Raw genomic sequence first — 16,084 nt, 5'->3', positions numbered from 1 at the left:
ACAACTAATCGTGATTTGGAGGATCCTATGACGATTTCAGACATACTGATGGTGATTGCAGTGATCTGTATCTGGTCTCTGCTGCTGGTAAATGTGACCCTCATTATCGCAGGCTATTTATATTACATTAAATCTGAAAATGAGGAAATACCAGAGATAGCGGGCCAATATCCTTTGGTTTCAATTATGGTTCCTGCTCACAATGAGGGGGTAGTAATCTGTAAGACAGTGGAGTCTCTGCTAGCGCTTGATTATCCGGAAGATCGATATGAGATTATTGTGATTAATGATAATTCTTCTGATAACAGTGCTGAACTACTGGCGGGTATCCAAAATCGAAATCCGGGTCGCCAGCTGATCGTTATTAATACAGATTCGATTACGGGTGGCAAAGGCAAATCGAATGCGCTGAATATAGGCTTCACTCATTGCAAAGGGCAGTTAATTGCGATTTATGATGCAGACAACACTCCGGAAAAAACGGCTCTACGTTATCTGGTTGCTGAGATCATGAATGATTCTAGCCTCGGAGCGGTAATTGGTAAATTTAGAACCCGTAACCGTAATGCAAGCCTACTTACCCGGTTTATTAATATTGAGACGTTATCTTTTCAATGGATGGCGCAAGCAGGACGCTGGAAGTTGTTCAAGCTATGCACCATCCCCGGCACTAATTTTATTATGCGCAGGTCTATTGTAGAAAGTATCGGCGGCTGGGATGTTAAAGCAATAGCCGAGGATACAGAAATCAGCTTCAGAATTTATATGATGGGTTATCGGATCAAGTTCCAGCCGAAATCCGTCACCTGGGAGCAGGAGCCTCAGACCTTAAAAGTCTGGTTCAAGCAGCGAACGCGCTGGGCCAAGGGCAATATCTATGTCATTGTCAAAAATATCCCCCTGCTTTTCGATAAATCCGCTGCTAAAGTCCGATTCGATATTCTTTACTTTCTAGCCATTTACTTCTTATTGCTGCTGTCGTTAATCACCTCCGATGTGCTGCTCATCCTGCATGCTTTGGGCTATGTACATACTACTATTGCTGGGCTTAGTAACTTTCTATGGTTGCTCGCCATTATTCTGTTCGTTGTAGGTACTTTTATAACGTTGACGACAGAGAAGGGCGAGATGAGCTTGTCCAATTTATGGATCGTAATGTTGATGTACATCTCCTATTGTCAGCTGTGGATGGTTGTCGCTGCTTACGGATTATATCTTTATGCCAAAGACCTCATCTTCAAAAGAGAAGCAAAGTGGTATAAGACTGAGCGCTATTAATAACGAACAAAGAAGTAATATGAGAAATATGTGATCACAGGAGAAACAGAACATGATGATGAAAAAACAAATGGTTATACTGTTGACCTGCCTCTCTCTTTTTCTAATTCAAATGAATATTGCAGCCGCCGAGGCCCCGCCTAAGGATACAAGATTAACATACACAACCTCTTTCACGGGGACGGATACTGCGCTAAAGGGTTCGAGTACTAAGCAGCAATATTTTGAGGTTATGGATTATTGGAATGTGGATGAGATCAGAATTAACCTGCACTTTCAAATTTCGCAAATTACCAAGGAGCAGATTTCTAGCGTTACCTTAACGCTAAATGGCAGCCCATTCTATACATTTAGACCCTCTCTAAAGAACAACGGTGAACAACAGCTGGTCCTTCAAGCCCCCAAAGAGCTTCTGAAAAAGGGGACCAATACGCTTGGTATTCAGGGCTATTTACAGTCGAGCAATACAGATGAGTTATCTTGTACTGTCGATTATGATTATGATAATTGGCTTCGTCTGTTTAATACATCCAGCATTAACGTATTGTATACGCCAAAGCCTTTGACTGGTGGGATCAGTGACTTTAGCGATCGTTTCTCTGGAATAGATACCTTAACGAAGAATCAGAGTATTCTGACCGTACCGGATAAAAGCACAGGGGCAGAATTGGAGTCGGCTACTTATGCGCTCTCCGGGCTTGTGAAGGGGAATACATTGGACAATAGAACGATTCCAATGCTTCCCTACCGGTCAGATGCGGTGAAGAATAAAGCTGCGGTTGTGCTGGTAGCTATGTATGACCGAGTACCAAATGCGCTAAAGGCTCAGCTAAGCACCTCTGAAGATTTAAGTACACATGCATTACTGCAGTTAGTGAATAAGGATACTCAGCCCACACTAGTCGTAACCTCGAAGGATGAGAACTTACTGATTAAAGCAGGCCGTTTTGTTGCGAATCAAGAGTTATTGGGTCAAATCAGCAGTGATTTAAAGGTGGTCGATGATGCTACAGAAGTATCTGCACCACCCCTTTCGATTAGCTCCAATATTACGTTTACAGAAACGGGTGATAAACTCACTGGGGCACGTCATCAGGAGCAGACCTACTTTGTTTCACTGCCCTCTAACCGCTCGATTGCAGATTCAGGCAGAATCAGATTCGATTTCCGTTATGCACAGAATTTAGATTTCGACCGTTCATTAATGACGGTCAGCATCAACAACACACCCATTGGCAGCAAGAAGCTGACCAAAGAGCTGGCGAATGGCGATAAGCTGGAGCTTCCAGTTCCTCAAAACTTGAATATTTCCGGTAATTTTACGGTGACAGTAGCTTTTGATTTGGAGCTGAAGGGTGCCGGGTGTACCCTGGATAAGGATCAAACGCCGTGGGCTTATATCAGTAAGGATTCTGTAATGCGTCTTAATACTAAAGATCGGACGGAGCTCTTGTTTAATAACTATCCGTATCCTTTCATACGTGACGGCATTTACAATCAAGTGGCAGTTGTTCTGCCACAAGAAATGGATGATTATGCATATCTGAGTTTATCTAATGTGTTTAATCTGCTTGGAAAATACGCAAGCGGTAATACAGGGAACATTCAGTTCTACACGGATAGCGTTAGCGCAGATCATTTGAAGAATAATAATATCATCGCGATAGGCGCGTACAAGAATAATAAGATTATCCGTGATCATAATGATAAGCTCTATTTTCAATATAACGGGAGCGGATCAGCGATCCGTTCCAACGAGAAGATGAGTATTGAAGAGCAATATGGAGCGCAAATCGGAACATTGCAGTTGATTGAATCACCATTTGAGGCTGGACGAGGGTTGCTTGCTGTTACGGCAGTTGACTCTGAAGAGTACTACTTGGCGACGAAGCTGATCGCAACAGAGCGGGACAAATGGAAGGTGTTTGGCGATGGGGTTATCGTGGATAAAGACGGTAATGTCAACGCGCACCGTTTCAAGATCATTACTGGAGCAGCAGAGGATTCCGTGGTTAAGAAAATAGCGGAACGGACAGACGTACTGAGCTTCATTATCGTAATTGTACTAGTGCTGACGCTGGTGATTCTATCGCTGATCCTGCTGCTTCGTAAACATATGAAGAAACGTGGTGATAAGCGTGAGACGTAATCGCAGCGGTTTAATTTCAGATATTGCGCTCTTATCGTTCCTGGTGCTTCTATATATTTGTATTGTCTTTATTTCAGGGGCACCCGATGATTATATCCAGAATATTATCATTTTAAATGTAGCTTTTATTCTGGCGATCGTTACGTACTTTACTACGGTGACCGCAGGGTTAGTCTTGAATCTAGTGTTTATATTTGCTTACGGATTCTACACCATGTATCAGACGATATCTCTGGGTGAAACCATTGGAATGAACACGTACTTCTGGCTAATTATGACCCCATTGTTAACGGTGGTGCTATGGATATTTACATTAAGCAACCGAGAGCTACAGGCTGAGAATCAACGTTTGGAGAAAAAGACTGCCAATATGGCTATCATCGACGAGAACACAGATCTGCGAAACAGCATTTCTTTTCAGAAGGATGCCACCTTATTTACAGGCATTTCGACTCGATATCAGATTCCACTCACACTGCTTGTAGTGAAAGTGAAATACTGGAATGAGATTAGACGTATCATTCCCGAAGATAAGCTGGCTGAGGCTATTCACGACGTGTCTCAGCTCAGTCAGGCGAGCATTCGTACCAATGATGCACTGTATTTACTAGACAAAGATGACGCAACATGGGGCCTGCTGCTGTTCACTGATAGCGATGGAGCAAAGATTGTGATTGATCGGATTAAATTGAAGCTTCAAGAGCTTAATGACACTGAATTTGTCAAAAAGTATAAAGTCAGCCTCGGTCTTAAAATCGGTGCCGTAGAGTATCAATCGGGCACTATTGAGAATCCGCTGGATTTCATTGTTCAGGCTAAAAAACAGCTGGAGTATGATGTATAAGCTGCTTGACTTCGAGGGAATATAAGGAATATGGGATATTAGTTGACTTTATATGTCGATTTCACGTATGATGGAGTGGTGGTCTAAATCGTAAGATTTACGAATTTTCCTACGTTTATTAGGTTATGCTTATATATAAACCTACAGATCATTTGGTTAATTTACCATAAAGGCTCCACTAATTTGTTCAGAAGGAGGACGATCAGAATGAGAGAAGGCATACATCCTAAGTACAACAAGGTTATTTTCATGGATGCAAGCGTAGGCTTCAAATTCCTGAGTGCATCTACAAAATCATCCAATGAAACAATGGAATGGGAAGATGGTAACACTTATCCTGTTATCCGCGTGGACGCAAGTTCCGCATCCCACCCGTTTTACACTGGTAAACAAAGAGATACAGAACAAGGCGGCCGTGTTGACAAGTTCAAACAACGTCTTGCACAAAAGAAATAAGAATCCTTACGGACAGCAAATTCTTATATTCTTAAAAAGGGACAACCCATTTAGAAGCGATCGCTTCAGGGATGTCCCTTTTTTGTGTTCAGACATGTTAAAATGAATGGAATTGATAAATTTCGATAGTGGCAGGGGAGCGATCGGTAATGGAAAATGAAATAAAAGTAGATACAGTTCTTAAGAGTGAGGACGTTCAGGAGTTTAACCTATGGTTTAGCTTGAATAGTCGAATTATACTTAACTCTTTCAGTGTGGTTGCTTATTTTGTGATTTTACTGTTAATTACTAAGAATTACAGTACTACGAATATTTCAGTCCTTGCTGGGACTGCGGTGATTCTTGCTGCTGTTTTATGGTATATGACCAAATCAAGTTTAGTCAAAAAATCTAAAAAAGCTTTCGCTACAGACAGCTTAGCCCAGCAGCCTCAGAGCTATTCCATATCAGACGAAGGTATAAAGTACGTATCCGAGGCGGGCTCCGGGCAAGTGAAATGGGAGGAGATACATAAAATAGGCGAAACGATGAGCTTGTTCGTGTTTTTTGTGTCTTCTAATAGAGCGCTGATTATCCCTAAGCGATATTTTCAGTCAGAACAAGATAAAACAACATTTAAGGATTTGGCCAGAAAGTATATGTTCTCTCATCGAGTGAAGTTCAAATCGTAGAATTACTGTTTTTTGTCGATTCAATTGTAGGTTCGATTAGGATATAATGATAGAAGCGACTTGAAAAATAGGGGAAATATGGCATGCCGTGGATTCAAGCATATCCGTATTACTTATTAATGGGCAGTGTTCTAAGCTTTTACATGGCTATAAGCTCCTATCGACATCGGAAGTCGGCAGGAAGACGCTATCTGTGGATCTTAATGCTGCTGGTTAGCCTCATGTTTATTGCGACGGCGGGGGAGATTATGTCATCCTCTTTTCAGGCTAAGCTGTGGTGGAAGAATATGCAGCAGGCTCCGCTTTTTTTAAGTGCGCTATTTACTTATGCTGTAGTCAAAGAATATTTGTCCCCATCCACGGAACGCCTACCTATTAAGCTTGCTATTTTTTCGATTCCTATTGCTTTGGATATACTGCTTATTTTTACGGATACCTATCATCATCTAATGCGTAGTGAAGTGGGCATTGCCACTGTTGCGGGTGTTAGTGGAATTACTGTAAAGCCTACGCTCCTTAGCATGGCTTTTATTGCTTATGATCAGCTTTTTGGTCTATATGCGGTCTGCTTGCTGGCTCTTTCCTTGATCAATAGACCGAGAGCCTTTTTGCGGCGTTCTTTCCTGCTGCTGGCTGGGCTGCTTGTTCCGGTTGTTTCCGTTTTTTTACTTCCTCTTTTGAAGATCACGCTTACAGGCTTTACAGCCTTCACTTATTTACCCGCAATTATAGCGGCTTATTTGTGTCTGTTCATTGACCCCAAATCTACGGTCTACCCTTTAACTAAAATTAAAATCTTAGAGCATATGAAAGACGGCGTAGTTCTAACAGATCAGAAGGATAGAATCATTGGTATAAATGAGGCTGCGACCTCCATATTATTGGAGATTACCGGGATATTGCATGAGACCTGGATGGGGAAGGATATTGATCTTTTTATGAGGGATCACGAGGACATCAGCGCTCATTATAGCCAAAGAACCGAAGGGCAGTTTGAGATTGAATGTACTGGAATGAGAGAGATTTGTTATGGCGTTTCTTTGATTGCGACGGAGCATCGGGCAACAGAGAACAAGGGGATGCTGATCGTTTTTAGTGACCATAGTGAAAAGAAGCGGTATGAACGTGAACTGCTCTATCAAGCTACAGTAGATGATTTGACTGGACTTTATAATCGCAGGCATTTTATGCAAATGGTGCAAAATCAAACGATTCCAGACGGATTAGGACTGGCACTGTTGTTATTCGACATCGATGATTTTAAATTAATTAATGATACTTATGGTCATCTGGCGGGAGATCAAGCTTTGGTTGACTTTTCGAATAAAATACTTCAGGTATACCAAGATAAAGGCATTGCCGGAAGGGTCGGCGGCGAGGAATTTGCCGTATGTTTTTTTGCTGAGGATAAACGCGCAGCACTGAAGGAAGCCGAAGATTTTCGTACGACGATGAGTGGTTACACCATAATTTTGAACGAATATGATAGTGTTCACCTTACCGCAAGTATTGGCATTTCTTTTACAGAGCGTAGAGAAGTGACCTTTGAAGATTTATATCGAGAAGCAGATGAAGCGTTATATCGTTCTAAGAATACGGGCAAGAATAGAGTGACGCTGGGTCGTGAACCTGTCTTAAGAGAAGCGGTGAAGGGCTAGGGAACATCGAGAAGCCAGATCTGCGTGCTGAGCAACGAAGAAGAAGGGGTGTCCTAATGAATCTGACAATTAATGAAGTGATGAGTAAGCTTGAGGAAATGGGTACAGAGCAGACAAAGCGTACCTTTATACGACATGGTGCTAAGGAGCCATTATTCGGAGTAAGAATTGGGGACATGAAGAAGCTGGTGAAGGATATCAAGAAAGACCAAAGTCTGGCTCGCGCATTGTATCAGACGGGTAATTATGATGCGATGTATTTAGCAGGACTTACAATTGACCCCAAGAAGCTTACGAAGGAAGAGCTTCAAAGCTGGGTAGAGGCAGCTTACTGCTCTGCTTTAGCGGAATATACGGTAGCCTCTGTCGCCGCAGAGAGTCCATTCGCATTGGAGCTCGCCAGAGAGTGGATTCGTTCCTCGGATGAAATGGTGGCTACTTGCGGCTGGAGTACTTATGGAAATTACATTTCAGTTACGCCGGATGATCTGCTGGACATCGCTGAGATCAGAGAGCTATTACAGCAAATACAAACAACCATTCATCAGGAACGGAATCGAGTTCGTTACACGATGAATATGTTTGTAATTATTGCTGGCAGCAGCGTAACCGAACTGTATGATGAGGCCACGCAGATTGCTGCAAGCATTGGAAAGGTCCAAGTGCATATGGGACCAACCGCATGTAAAGTACCACTCGCTGTAGACTATATTGCTAAGGTTGAACAGGCTGGAAAGCTTGGTGTGAAGAAGAAGACTTGTATTTGTTAAAATATAAGAAAGCAAGATACAATCGAATCGTCAAAAAGGCCAGTTCACTTAATCTGAGAACTGGCCCTTTTTATATAGTCTTATTGTTGAGCGGAATCTACTACGACTTTAACAGCAGTGCCAATCGGTGGCAGGCTCTTAGTCAGCATAGGGCTGTAGAATCCTATAACTTTTGCACCTTTTACAAGCTCACTGCTGTTTACAGCTTTGCCATCAGGGTTCATTAGCACAGTATCTTTACTAATGCGAAGGACTACTTCTTTTTGTGATTGTTCGCTAAGCCCATTGCCTTTAACGGTGATGCTGATGTTTCCTTCATCGTCTTTTTGAACTTCCTCAATGGCACCAGCAGTGCCCAGAAGATCATTTTGTTTCTGCTCATCTAGAACAGTGATTTTGTAAGTTGGAGTTTGCGGCGGCAAGCTCATGGTCATGATCATGGAATGCTCAGCTTTTACGGTCATACCGATCTGAAGATCTTTCAGTGCAAGCTTAGTACCGTCTGCCATTTCGATAGTCGTATCTTCACCTACATTCAGTACGATGCCATCTGTGCCAACACCTTGAATCTGAACGGATTGGAATTTACCCTCATTATTGACAGCTGTAATCACGCCAGTCTTGGTCATGTGCTCTTGCTGATTAGCATCAGTGATCACGATGGAATCTCCCTTCACTGTCATGTTGTGGTGGATAATTTCACTTACAAAGGAAGCTGGAACATACAAAATGGAGTTAACCAATTGTGGTGCAGTTCCAAGCGTAGTGTTCATTTTATTGATGCTATAGCGATCTTCTCCGGCTTTTACTGTAGTGAATACAGCACCATTGATAAGATCAACGGATTTAGTTTGTCCATTCCAAGTTAATTCGAAGCCGAGTGCTTCACTAACCAAACGAAGTGGCACCATAGGCTCTTTTCCATTTGTAGTCTGGAAGCCAGTTTCCTTCAGAGTGGAACCGTTGATTTCAATTGCAAACGTCTTTTGATTAGCGTTAACAGAGGTTTGAGTAGCATCATTTTTTGCAGAAGTTGTGGTTGGTGCGGCATAAGCTGCTCCTGTTGAAAGTGCTAGGGACAAAGTTAAGAGAACCATACTTGTTTTTAAGGTGTTGTTCATAGTTGTGAGCTCCTTTTTAAGTTGATTTGTTAGTGTTGTTATTATCTAGACGGGGCATCTCTCCAATATGTTGCAGTTTTTTTGTATAAAAAGAGCAAGAGACCTTTCCGTTTGTAGTAAAATGGAAATATTAACAATCGCTCACATTAGGAGGCGCTATGGAGTCATTCAAAGATCGACTTAGATTTATGAAGGTCCAGCAGGACGGGCTTATTAAAGAATATGAAGCTCTGATTGCGGAATATGAAAGTCACGATCTGGTCAATGAGAATGAACACTTGAAGAAGCAACATGAGAAACATAAGCTTGCTTTAGTTGAGTTAAAGACTCAGGTAGGGAAGCTTCAAGAAGAGAATACCGAGCTAAAAATTACACTAACGGAACAAATCTTAAATGAGAAGCTTGGCATTCTTAGCTTGTCGAGACAGAAGCTGCAGACTTATTTTGCCTCTAAAAGCCTTGCCCATACAGACCGGCTGACGGCTTTTGAAATGGAGACGAAGCGTCGCATTCAGCAGCTGTACCAAACAGCTGCGAGGCAGCTCGGGGAGGATAAAGTAGAGCTATCCAGCCGGATTGGAGCGTTGTCGGCGGAGTTGAATGAGCGTGTACTAGCGCAGCGACAAAAGCTGAGGGAATCCGAAATTCATCAGAACGCTAGCATGGATAACGGATTACATGATTTTGCCTCAGAAGAGATCAGTGAAGAAGTATTGGAGCGTCGAAGAAAACAAAATCAGATCGAAATGAAGATTGGACTTGGCTGGATTAACAAACTTGGGATCCTGCTGCTGATTTTGGCCGTGGGAGCGGCATTCAGATATTCCTATTCCAACTGGTTCACAGGTTATATGAAGGGGAGCGCCTTTTTTCTATTAGGATTACTGATGTTAGGGGGCGGGGAGTGGCTGTATCGCAAAGGTAAAGGGACGTTCGCTTTAGGGCTGCTTGGCGGCGGAATTTCAGTGCTGTACGGCTCTGTGTTCTATAGCTATTTTTTACTGGATATTATCAGTATTTATGTAGGGCTATCCTTATCCGTACTCATCACTTTAACTGCTGTACTTCTGTCTCTAAGGTATGAATCACGAAGTATTTGTGCTTTGGGCTTAATCGGAGGGTATTTGCCACTATACTCTTATTTGGGGGCATTCGGTCTTTCGGGCAATGCGGTTTACGTGGCGATGGGTTACTTGTTTCTATTAAACTTGTTCATTCTATTGATCTCCTTCCGCAAACGTTGGAACGTTGTCAATTATATCAGTTACTTATTTAATACACCTTCCATGCTGATATTAATAGCGTTATCAGATAGCAACGCAGTGAATATGATTTATGCGGTGCTGACTTTTGCCATGTATTTGGGCATTACGTTATGGTACCCGTTCAAGTATCGCTCCAAGCTGTCTTGGTGGGATTTCTCTCTATTAGGATGCAATACGTTTATTAGCTGTCTCACCTTGTATCTTCTATTCCTGGATGCAGGGCTGAAGGATTACAACGGTGCGCTGGCGCTGGTCTTCTGTCTGCTGTATCTAGGGCTTGGACGAGGAATCCAGAAGCTAATGCCACAGGAAAAAGAAAGCATGTTGCTGTTCTACGCTACTTCGTTGACCTTCGGCATTCTAATGATTCCTTTCCAATTCGGAGCGGCTTGGTGGTCCATTGGCTGGTTGATTGAAGGCGTCGTGCTTACCTTGTTTGGTAATCTGAATCGGTTTAAGGGGATGGAAAAGGCAGGCTGGGGTATTTTGACGCTGTGCCTTGTGGTGTTCTTCGGACTAAATGTACCGATGCAGTTAGATATAGCCAATGAATGGATGAATTCTGCAGACGCTTATTTTCCGCTAAAATATTTCTTCATTACTGCAGGCATGCTGATTATCGCCGTATGGTATGCCGTTCAACATAACCGCAAGGATGCTCTGCAGCGCAGTGAGCCATACGAAATCACCTTAGCCCTATGGTTTAAATACGCAGCGTTATTGAATTTCTGGATCTATGGATTGTATGAATCGAGAAGACTGTATCGTCTGGCTGTACCGGAGGATTTCTCACATAGAACCTTCTATAATTTGCTGCTGTCTGCTCTGTTAACTATTGTTCTAGCCTATGTATTGCCGAAGGTGAAGGTGTTGTATGACACCATCGTTAAATATTTTGTGAGACTTCTCTTTGGGATAGGTTATGCTATTTGCTTGGTGATTACAGTGGGCCTGCCAAGTCTGCAGAATGATATTGCACGTAATACCGGGGCTGATTATATCGCGCTGAGTGTACTTATCATCTTTAATATCTTCGTATGGTTTAGCGGACGTGATCTGCTGATCACCGTACTTAAACGTGAGTATAAAAGCATGGAGATTTACCCTGTCTTCATGGGAGTGTATCTACTCGGAATCATCACCGCTTTTCTAGGGGTACAGCTGCAATTGAGTGATGCGGGATTAATATTTAGTCTCGTTTATCTATTAATAGCAGTTCTGTTCATCATGTACGGCTTCCGCAAAAGATATGTGTACATCCGACGCTTCGGTCTTGGATTAACATTAATGGCAACAGGTAAGCTGCTGCTATACGATCTGGGACTACTAAATACCGGAAGTAAAATCATCGCTTATGCCAGCTTTGGAATTTGCCTGCTTGGCATCTCCTATCTTTATCAAAAGGTATCGAACAAAATGGAGGAGGGGCAGGCAGCAACGGAGAATGTGACTAAGGGGTAGACTACCAAGTGAACCATAGGAAGGAAGACGGGGATGTATCAGACTTATATTTTCGATCTGTACGGTACGCTAATTGATATTAAGACAGATGAGGAGCATTCTGAGGTGTGGGGACGGCTGGCTCTCCATTTTGGATACCAGGGACTCTCTATATCAGGGGGAGAACTGCAAGAACGGTTTCTACAGGAGCGGGATCTTCAGCTAAGTGAAGCCGCACGGAGCTGTGAGTATCCGGATTTCGTAATGGAGGAAGTGTTTCGGTCTGTGGCCCGTCAACTAGGCGGTGAACCGGATCAAGCATGGTTATATGAAACCGTTAGATGGCTGCGGACATTATCGATGGTCCATATCTCTCTATATGACGGTGTGGCTGAAATTCTACAAACGTTAAGAGAACATGGCAAAAAAGTATTCCTGCTCTCCAACGGGCAGAAGACTTTCATTGAAGCAGAATTAACTATGCTCGGAATCATACATCTATTCGATGGCATTGCGATCTCTTCGGAAGCGGGGGTGAGTAAGCCTGATCCGCTATTTTACAGCTACTTAGTCGACAAATATGAAGCGGATTTGAGCTCAGCTATTATGATTGGAAATGATCCTCGTACGGATATTGAGGGTGCTCTGAAGGTAGGCATAGATTCCTGCTATATACACACGGCTTCTTCGCCTTCTAATATGGTTGTGAAGAGTACGTATTCTATATGGGATGGCGATTTGCGGCAAATCCCAGGTTGGAAATCATAGTTGTACAAAAAAGTCCCCGTACCCGGCTGCTTACTCACCGGTTACGGGGACTTCGTATATCTGACGTTTAGGATTGCAACGCCGTTTGTTTATGCTTGATTAGATTACACCTTCAGCCAACATAGCATCGGCTACTTTTTTGAATCCAGCGATGTTCGCTCCTGCAACGAGGTTGCCGGACTGTCCATACTGCTCGGATGCATCTACAGATTGTTGATAGATGGAAACCATGATCTCATGCAGCTTCGTATCAACTTCTTCAAAGCTCCAAGACATACGCATGCTGTTTTGTGCCATTTCAAGCGCAGATACAGCTACGCCGCCAGCATTAGCAGCTTTGGCAGGTGCGAATAGCACTCCAGCTTGTTGGAACTGATGAATAGCTTCGAGGGTGGATGGCATGTTGGCACCTTCGCCTACTGCTTTAACACCGTTCTCAATTAGTTTCAATGCCATGGTTTCATCAATCTCATTCTGAGTAGCACTCGGAAGGGCGATATCACAAGGAATAGTCCAAATTTGCGTGGAGTCTTCGGTATACACAGCGTTAGGGTGTTCATTCACATACTCGCTAATCCGTTTTCTTTCCACTTCTTTCAGGCGGCGGACAGTTTCGAGGTTAATGCCGTTTTCGTCATAGATATATCCAGCGGAGTCACTACAAGCTACGACTGTTGCACCTAGCTGAACTGCTTTTTCAATCGCATAGATCGCTACGTTACCAGAACCGGAAACAACAACGCGGCTTCCTTCAAAGGAAAGGCCTTTTGCTTTCAGCATCTCGTTTACGAAATAAACTGTTCCGTAACCAGTAGCCTCTGTCCGAGCCTGACTTCCGCCGTAACCAATACCTTTACCAGTCAATACGCCAGCCGGATATCCTCCGCGGATCCGCTTGTATTGTCCGTACATGTAGCCAATCTCACGACCACCTACACCGATATCTCCTGCAGGAACATCTTGGTCAGGACCGATGTAATTTTGCAATTCAGTCATGAAGCTTTGTGCAAAACGCATGATTTCGCCTTCGGATTTCCCTTTAGGATCAAAGTCGGATCCACCTTTACCTCCGCCGATGTGTTGGCCGGTAAGAGCGTTTTTGAAGATTTGCTCGAAGCCGAGGAATTTGATGATACTAGCATTAACGGATGGGTGAAAACGAAGTCCGCCTTTGTAAGGCCCGATTGCACTACTGAACTGTACACGATACCCACGGTTCACTCTTACTTTGCCTTGATCATCCGTCCAAGGTACGCGGAACATAATCAAACGTTCTGGTTCGACCAATCTTTCCAGAATGGCATTTTCCTGATACTTAGGTTCAGCAGCGAGGATCGGAAGCAAAGATTCGAGGATTTCCTTTACAGCCTGATGGAATTCGGGCTCAAAAGGATTGCGTGCAACAACCTGTGCGTACACGTCTTCGATATAACGATGTGCCTTGTTGCTGTTTGTGTCTAATTGCTGGGTAGATACTGAGCTCATGAATTCAACCGCCTTTTCTAGTATTCAATTTGGTCCAACACTTTTTTTATATTTTGGCACAAGTCAATGTTCCTCACAACTGTTTTTATTAAATAACTTACTTGAAGTGGAACGTTTTTTAGACTATGGTGTTATGAAATATGTTAAAAAAGCTTGCTGTACTTCGTGTAATGACGCGTTAAAGCGCGAAATATGCTAAAATGATGTGTAATAATTGTAGGGAGATGAAATTTAAAAAATGAGTGACAAATTAAACGAGCAGGAATTAGTAACCGTATTATCTGCCAAAACTAAAGTAGATCCTAAATTAATACGTTTAGTATTAAAGCATGAACAGACCTTTATCAATAACGCGAAGGCCAATGCCAAAGGTGAGGTAGACATCGACAATGATGATCTGGTTGACTATGTTGTTTCCCAGCGCGATGTGAAGCTGGATGAAATCACAGTTGAGACGATTCTTGATGCGGAGATGGATTACTTAATGGATAAAGGTTTGGCAGGATATATCGATTAAAGCTTTGCATATGTCCGGCTTTAAAGCCTTTTGTTCAAGAGGATATAGAGCCGGAATGAAAAAAATAGGCATTTGCATTGCGTTTAGTGATTTAGTGTGGTACAATGAAATTAATCATAAATTTAACCCTTAATTCACATATTGTAAAAGGTTATCATTTGTGCGTATGAGTCCTTTTCCAATGTGTGAATTTTTATTTGTTCGTACACTACGTAGGAATAAAAGGACATGTGTTAAATAAAATATTGGAGGTAATATCATGCAAACAGGTACAGTTAAATGGTTTAATGCAGACAAAGGATTTGGTTTTATCGAGGTTGAAGGTGGAAGCGACGTATTCGTACACTTCTCCGCAATCACAGGCGACGGATTTAAATCTTTGGACGAAGGCCAACGCGTTGAGTTCAACGTAACTCAAGGCGCTCGTGGACCACAAGCCGAAAACGTTGTAAAACTGTAATTCGAAAATTAGGCTGCCCTTAACACAAGTTGAGGGCAGCTTTTTTATTTTTTGAACATATGAATCTGCCCCTAATAGGGTGGCGAAATCGTCTCGATTCGATCCAAGGAGGGGTATTTATGTATTTTCGTAAAAAAGCACTGGAGGATCTTCCACAGGAAGACACAGCCATTTGGTCTTGTACCAAGGAAGGTTGCACCGGGTGGATGCGCGATAATTTTGCATTTCAGTATGTACCTACCTGCTGGCAATGTAACTCTCCCATGACTAGAAGTATGAAGATACTGCCAATGCTTGTGAACACGAATTCAGATATGAAGGCTATGAAGAAAGGCATCACGATTAAGTAACAGCCTTTACTAAAACCATGCTAGAGATGGTTAAATAGAAGCAGCTAACATACTCAAACAGCTGGACCCTTGATGGTGGGCAGCTGTTTTTTTGTTGGAGTATTTTATTTCTGATCGAGCAATTTCTCCCACTCTGTTAAGGTGATATTCTCTGAGATATGCTTCAAATGTTCAGGAACCTCTACGTGGCACATGAATTCTAAGCTGTTGCCGTCCGGGTCGTTGAAGTATACAGAGGCATTTCCTTGATAAGCTCGGATAAAAGGCTCAACGGAAGTTCGATTACGGAACGGCACAGCATCTACTCCAATGGATTGCAGCCACTGCAGGGATTGCTTCAAATCCTCATAAGTTACGCGAAAGGCAATATGCCGTAAGGATGGATGGTATGGCGTTTCTACTTCCTTTCCTTCCCAAATGCCAATCCAGCTCCGACCTTCCTCAATCCAGAAAAATGCAGTTTCTTCATCTCGCCAAGCCATTTTTAATCCCAATTTCTCATAAAATTCAATAGATACCTCAAGATTACTCACTGGTAAATGTGCTTCATATAGTCCTTTAATCATGTTCTTGTCTCCTTTTGCAGGCTTAGCCTGTATCTTATTTATAACTACCAGGTTCTTTCGTGCGCGATTTCCCATTCATTCCATGGTACGATTCCTAGCTCAGGTCTGGGCAGATCAGGCAGTACGGCTAGAAACTCTAAGGAATGACCATCTGGATCTCTGAAATACACGGATACGGCTGGCATCCAGCCAAATACATATAACTGCTCTTTCTCATCATCCAGGAAGTTGGAGGTTTCAATCCCCTTGGCCTTCAGATAGGTTACCGACTGCTTCAAATCCTCAA

General features: G+C 42.8%; 16 protein-coding genes. 12 read left to right on the top strand and 4 right to left on the bottom strand.

The genetic code is table 11. The features are described from left to right. The first annotated feature begins 27 nt into the window (after window positions 1-27). The 7 genes from ACN6MV_RS30150 (at window position 28) to ACN6MV_RS30120 (ending at window position 7,826) form a co-directional block, all read left to right on the top strand. Window positions 28-1,278 (top strand): glycosyltransferase family 2 protein, encoded by a 1,251-nt coding sequence (locus tag ACN6MV_RS30150; RefSeq protein ID WP_419885422.1) that lies wholly within the window; start codon window positions 28-30, stop codon window positions 1,276-1,278. 52 nt (window positions 1,279-1,330) lie between these two features. Then, complete coding sequence (locus tag ACN6MV_RS30145) at window positions 1,331-3,427, top strand: cellulose biosynthesis cyclic di-GMP-binding regulatory protein BcsB (protein ID WP_042131532.1); 2,097 nt, start codon at window positions 1,331-1,333, stop codon at window positions 3,425-3,427. Beyond that, entirely contained in the window at window positions 3,417-4,271 is an 855-nt protein-coding gene (locus ACN6MV_RS30140; RefSeq protein ID WP_042131531.1) for a diguanylate cyclase domain-containing protein, read from the top strand. Before ACN6MV_RS30145 ends, ACN6MV_RS30140 begins: the two co-directional genes overlap by 11 nt. Before the next feature lie 207 nt (window positions 4,272-4,478). Further along, window positions 4,479-4,727: a type B 50S ribosomal protein L31 gene (locus tag ACN6MV_RS30135; protein ID WP_042131530.1), complete on the top strand. Its 249-nt coding sequence runs from the start codon at window positions 4,479-4,481 to the stop codon at window positions 4,725-4,727. Between the two features lie 149 nt (window positions 4,728-4,876). After that, window positions 4,877-5,398, top strand: a complete 522-nt coding sequence (locus tag ACN6MV_RS30130; protein WP_042131529.1) for a YcxB family protein — start codon at window positions 4,877-4,879, stop codon at window positions 5,396-5,398. 83 nt (window positions 5,399-5,481) lie between these two features. Beyond that, on the top strand, window positions 5,482-7,056 hold the full coding sequence (locus tag ACN6MV_RS30125; RefSeq protein ID WP_419885421.1) for a diguanylate cyclase: 1,575 nt from the start codon (window positions 5,482-5,484) through the stop codon (window positions 7,054-7,056). 62 nt (window positions 7,057-7,118) lie between these two features. Next, window positions 7,119-7,826 carry a DNA alkylation repair protein gene (locus ACN6MV_RS30120; protein WP_419886839.1) on the top strand — a complete coding sequence of 236 codons (708 nt, stop codon included), beginning with the start codon at window positions 7,119-7,121 and terminating at the stop codon, window positions 7,824-7,826. An 80-nt stretch (window positions 7,827-7,906) separates the two neighbouring features. Here the strand turns inward: ACN6MV_RS30120 and ACN6MV_RS30115 are convergent, their stop codons facing one another. Continuing rightward, window positions 7,907-8,947 carry a stalk domain-containing protein gene (locus tag ACN6MV_RS30115; RefSeq protein ID WP_419885420.1) on the bottom strand — a complete coding sequence of 347 codons (1,041 nt, stop codon included), beginning with the start codon at window positions 8,945-8,947 and terminating at the stop codon, window positions 7,907-7,909. A gap of 158 nt (window positions 8,948-9,105) precedes the next feature. Here ACN6MV_RS30115 and ACN6MV_RS30110 point away from each other — a divergent pair, with 158 nt between their 5' ends. Both ACN6MV_RS30110 and ACN6MV_RS30105 read left to right on the top strand, forming a co-directional pair. Next, entirely contained in the window at window positions 9,106-11,673 is a 2,568-nt protein-coding gene (locus ACN6MV_RS30110) for a DUF2339 domain-containing protein (protein ID WP_419885419.1), read from the top strand. Window positions 11,674-11,706: 33 nt separating this feature from the next. Then, entirely contained in the window at window positions 11,707-12,420 is a 714-nt protein-coding gene (locus tag ACN6MV_RS30105) for an HAD family hydrolase (protein WP_419885418.1), read from the top strand. Window positions 12,421-12,519: 99 nt separating this feature from the next. On the opposite strand, the gene gdhA is transcribed toward ACN6MV_RS30105, so the two are convergent. Continuing rightward, on the bottom strand, window positions 12,520-13,905 hold the full coding sequence (gene gdhA, locus ACN6MV_RS30100) for an NADP-specific glutamate dehydrogenase (RefSeq protein ID WP_042131522.1): 1,386 nt from the start codon (window positions 13,903-13,905) through the stop codon (window positions 12,520-12,522). A 238-nt stretch (window positions 13,906-14,143) separates the two neighbouring features. Between gdhA and ACN6MV_RS30095 the strand changes: the two genes are divergently transcribed. From ACN6MV_RS30095 to ACN6MV_RS30085, 3 genes are all read left to right on the top strand, one after another. Then, on the top strand, window positions 14,144-14,422 hold the full coding sequence (locus ACN6MV_RS30095; protein WP_042131521.1) for a hypothetical protein: 279 nt from the start codon (window positions 14,144-14,146) through the stop codon (window positions 14,420-14,422). A 259-nt stretch (window positions 14,423-14,681) separates the two neighbouring features. After that, the gene (locus ACN6MV_RS30090; protein WP_019914790.1) at window positions 14,682-14,882 is read left to right on the top strand and encodes a cold-shock protein; all 201 of its coding nucleotides are present in this window, start codon (window positions 14,682-14,684) and stop codon (window positions 14,880-14,882) included. Window positions 14,883-15,001: 119 nt separating this feature from the next. After that, window positions 15,002-15,232, top strand: coding sequence for a cold-shock protein (locus ACN6MV_RS30085; RefSeq protein WP_042131520.1), 231 nt, complete (start codon window positions 15,002-15,004; stop codon window positions 15,230-15,232). Between the two features lie 104 nt (window positions 15,233-15,336). On the opposite strand, the gene ACN6MV_RS30080 is transcribed toward ACN6MV_RS30085, so the two are convergent. Continuing rightward, complete coding sequence (locus tag ACN6MV_RS30080; protein WP_339288513.1) at window positions 15,337-15,798, bottom strand: VOC family protein; 462 nt, start codon at window positions 15,796-15,798, stop codon at window positions 15,337-15,339. Window positions 15,799-15,842: 44 nt separating this feature from the next. Next, window positions 15,843-16,076 (bottom strand): VOC family protein, encoded by a 234-nt coding sequence (locus ACN6MV_RS30075; RefSeq protein ID WP_419885417.1) that lies wholly within the window; start codon window positions 16,074-16,076, stop codon window positions 15,843-15,845. Window positions 16,077-16,084: the final 8 nt, after the last annotated feature.

Origin of the sequence: Paenibacillus sp. B-A-8 (assembly GCF_048572915.1) — a bacterium.
GTDB lineage: Bacteria > Bacillota > Bacilli > Paenibacillales > Paenibacillaceae > Paenibacillus_AQ.
The sequence above is the reverse complement of the archived record's forward strand: the minus strand, read 5'-3'. Positions and strand labels throughout refer to the sequence as shown.

Bases quoted from the DNA above. Each gene is read 5' to 3' on its own strand.
- gdhA (WP_042131522.1), bottom strand. From the start codon at position 13,905: ATGAGCTCAGTATCTACCCAGCAATTAGACACAAACAGCAACAAGGCA.
- ACN6MV_RS30115 (WP_419885420.1), bottom strand. From the start codon at position 8,947: ATGAACAACACCTTAAAAACAAGTATGGTTCTCTTAACTTTGTCCCTA.
- ACN6MV_RS30105 (WP_419885418.1), top strand. From the start codon at position 11,707: ATGTATCAGACTTATATTTTCGATCTGTACGGTACGCTAATTGATATT.
- ACN6MV_RS30085 (WP_042131520.1), top strand. From the start codon at position 15,002: ATGTATTTTCGTAAAAAAGCACTGGAGGATCTTCCACAGGAAGACACA.
- ACN6MV_RS30090 (WP_019914790.1), top strand. From the start codon at position 14,682: ATGCAAACAGGTACAGTTAAATGGTTTAATGCAGACAAAGGATTTGGT.
- ACN6MV_RS30125 (WP_419885421.1), top strand. From the start codon at position 5,482: ATGCCGTGGATTCAAGCATATCCGTATTACTTATTAATGGGCAGTGTT.
- ACN6MV_RS30110 (WP_419885419.1), top strand. From the start codon at position 9,106: ATGGAGTCATTCAAAGATCGACTTAGATTTATGAAGGTCCAGCAGGAC.
- ACN6MV_RS30135 (WP_042131530.1), top strand. From the start codon at position 4,479: ATGAGAGAAGGCATACATCCTAAGTACAACAAGGTTATTTTCATGGAT.
- ACN6MV_RS30130 (WP_042131529.1), top strand. From the start codon at position 4,877: ATGGAAAATGAAATAAAAGTAGATACAGTTCTTAAGAGTGAGGACGTT.
- ACN6MV_RS30150 (WP_419885422.1), top strand. From the start codon at position 28: ATGACGATTTCAGACATACTGATGGTGATTGCAGTGATCTGTATCTGG.
- ACN6MV_RS30080 (WP_339288513.1), bottom strand. From the start codon at position 15,798: ATGATTAAAGGACTATATGAAGCACATTTACCAGTGAGTAATCTTGAG.
- ACN6MV_RS30145 (WP_042131532.1), top strand. From the start codon at position 1,331: ATGATGATGAAAAAACAAATGGTTATACTGTTGACCTGCCTCTCTCTT.
- ACN6MV_RS30095 (WP_042131521.1), top strand. From the start codon at position 14,144: ATGAGTGACAAATTAAACGAGCAGGAATTAGTAACCGTATTATCTGCC.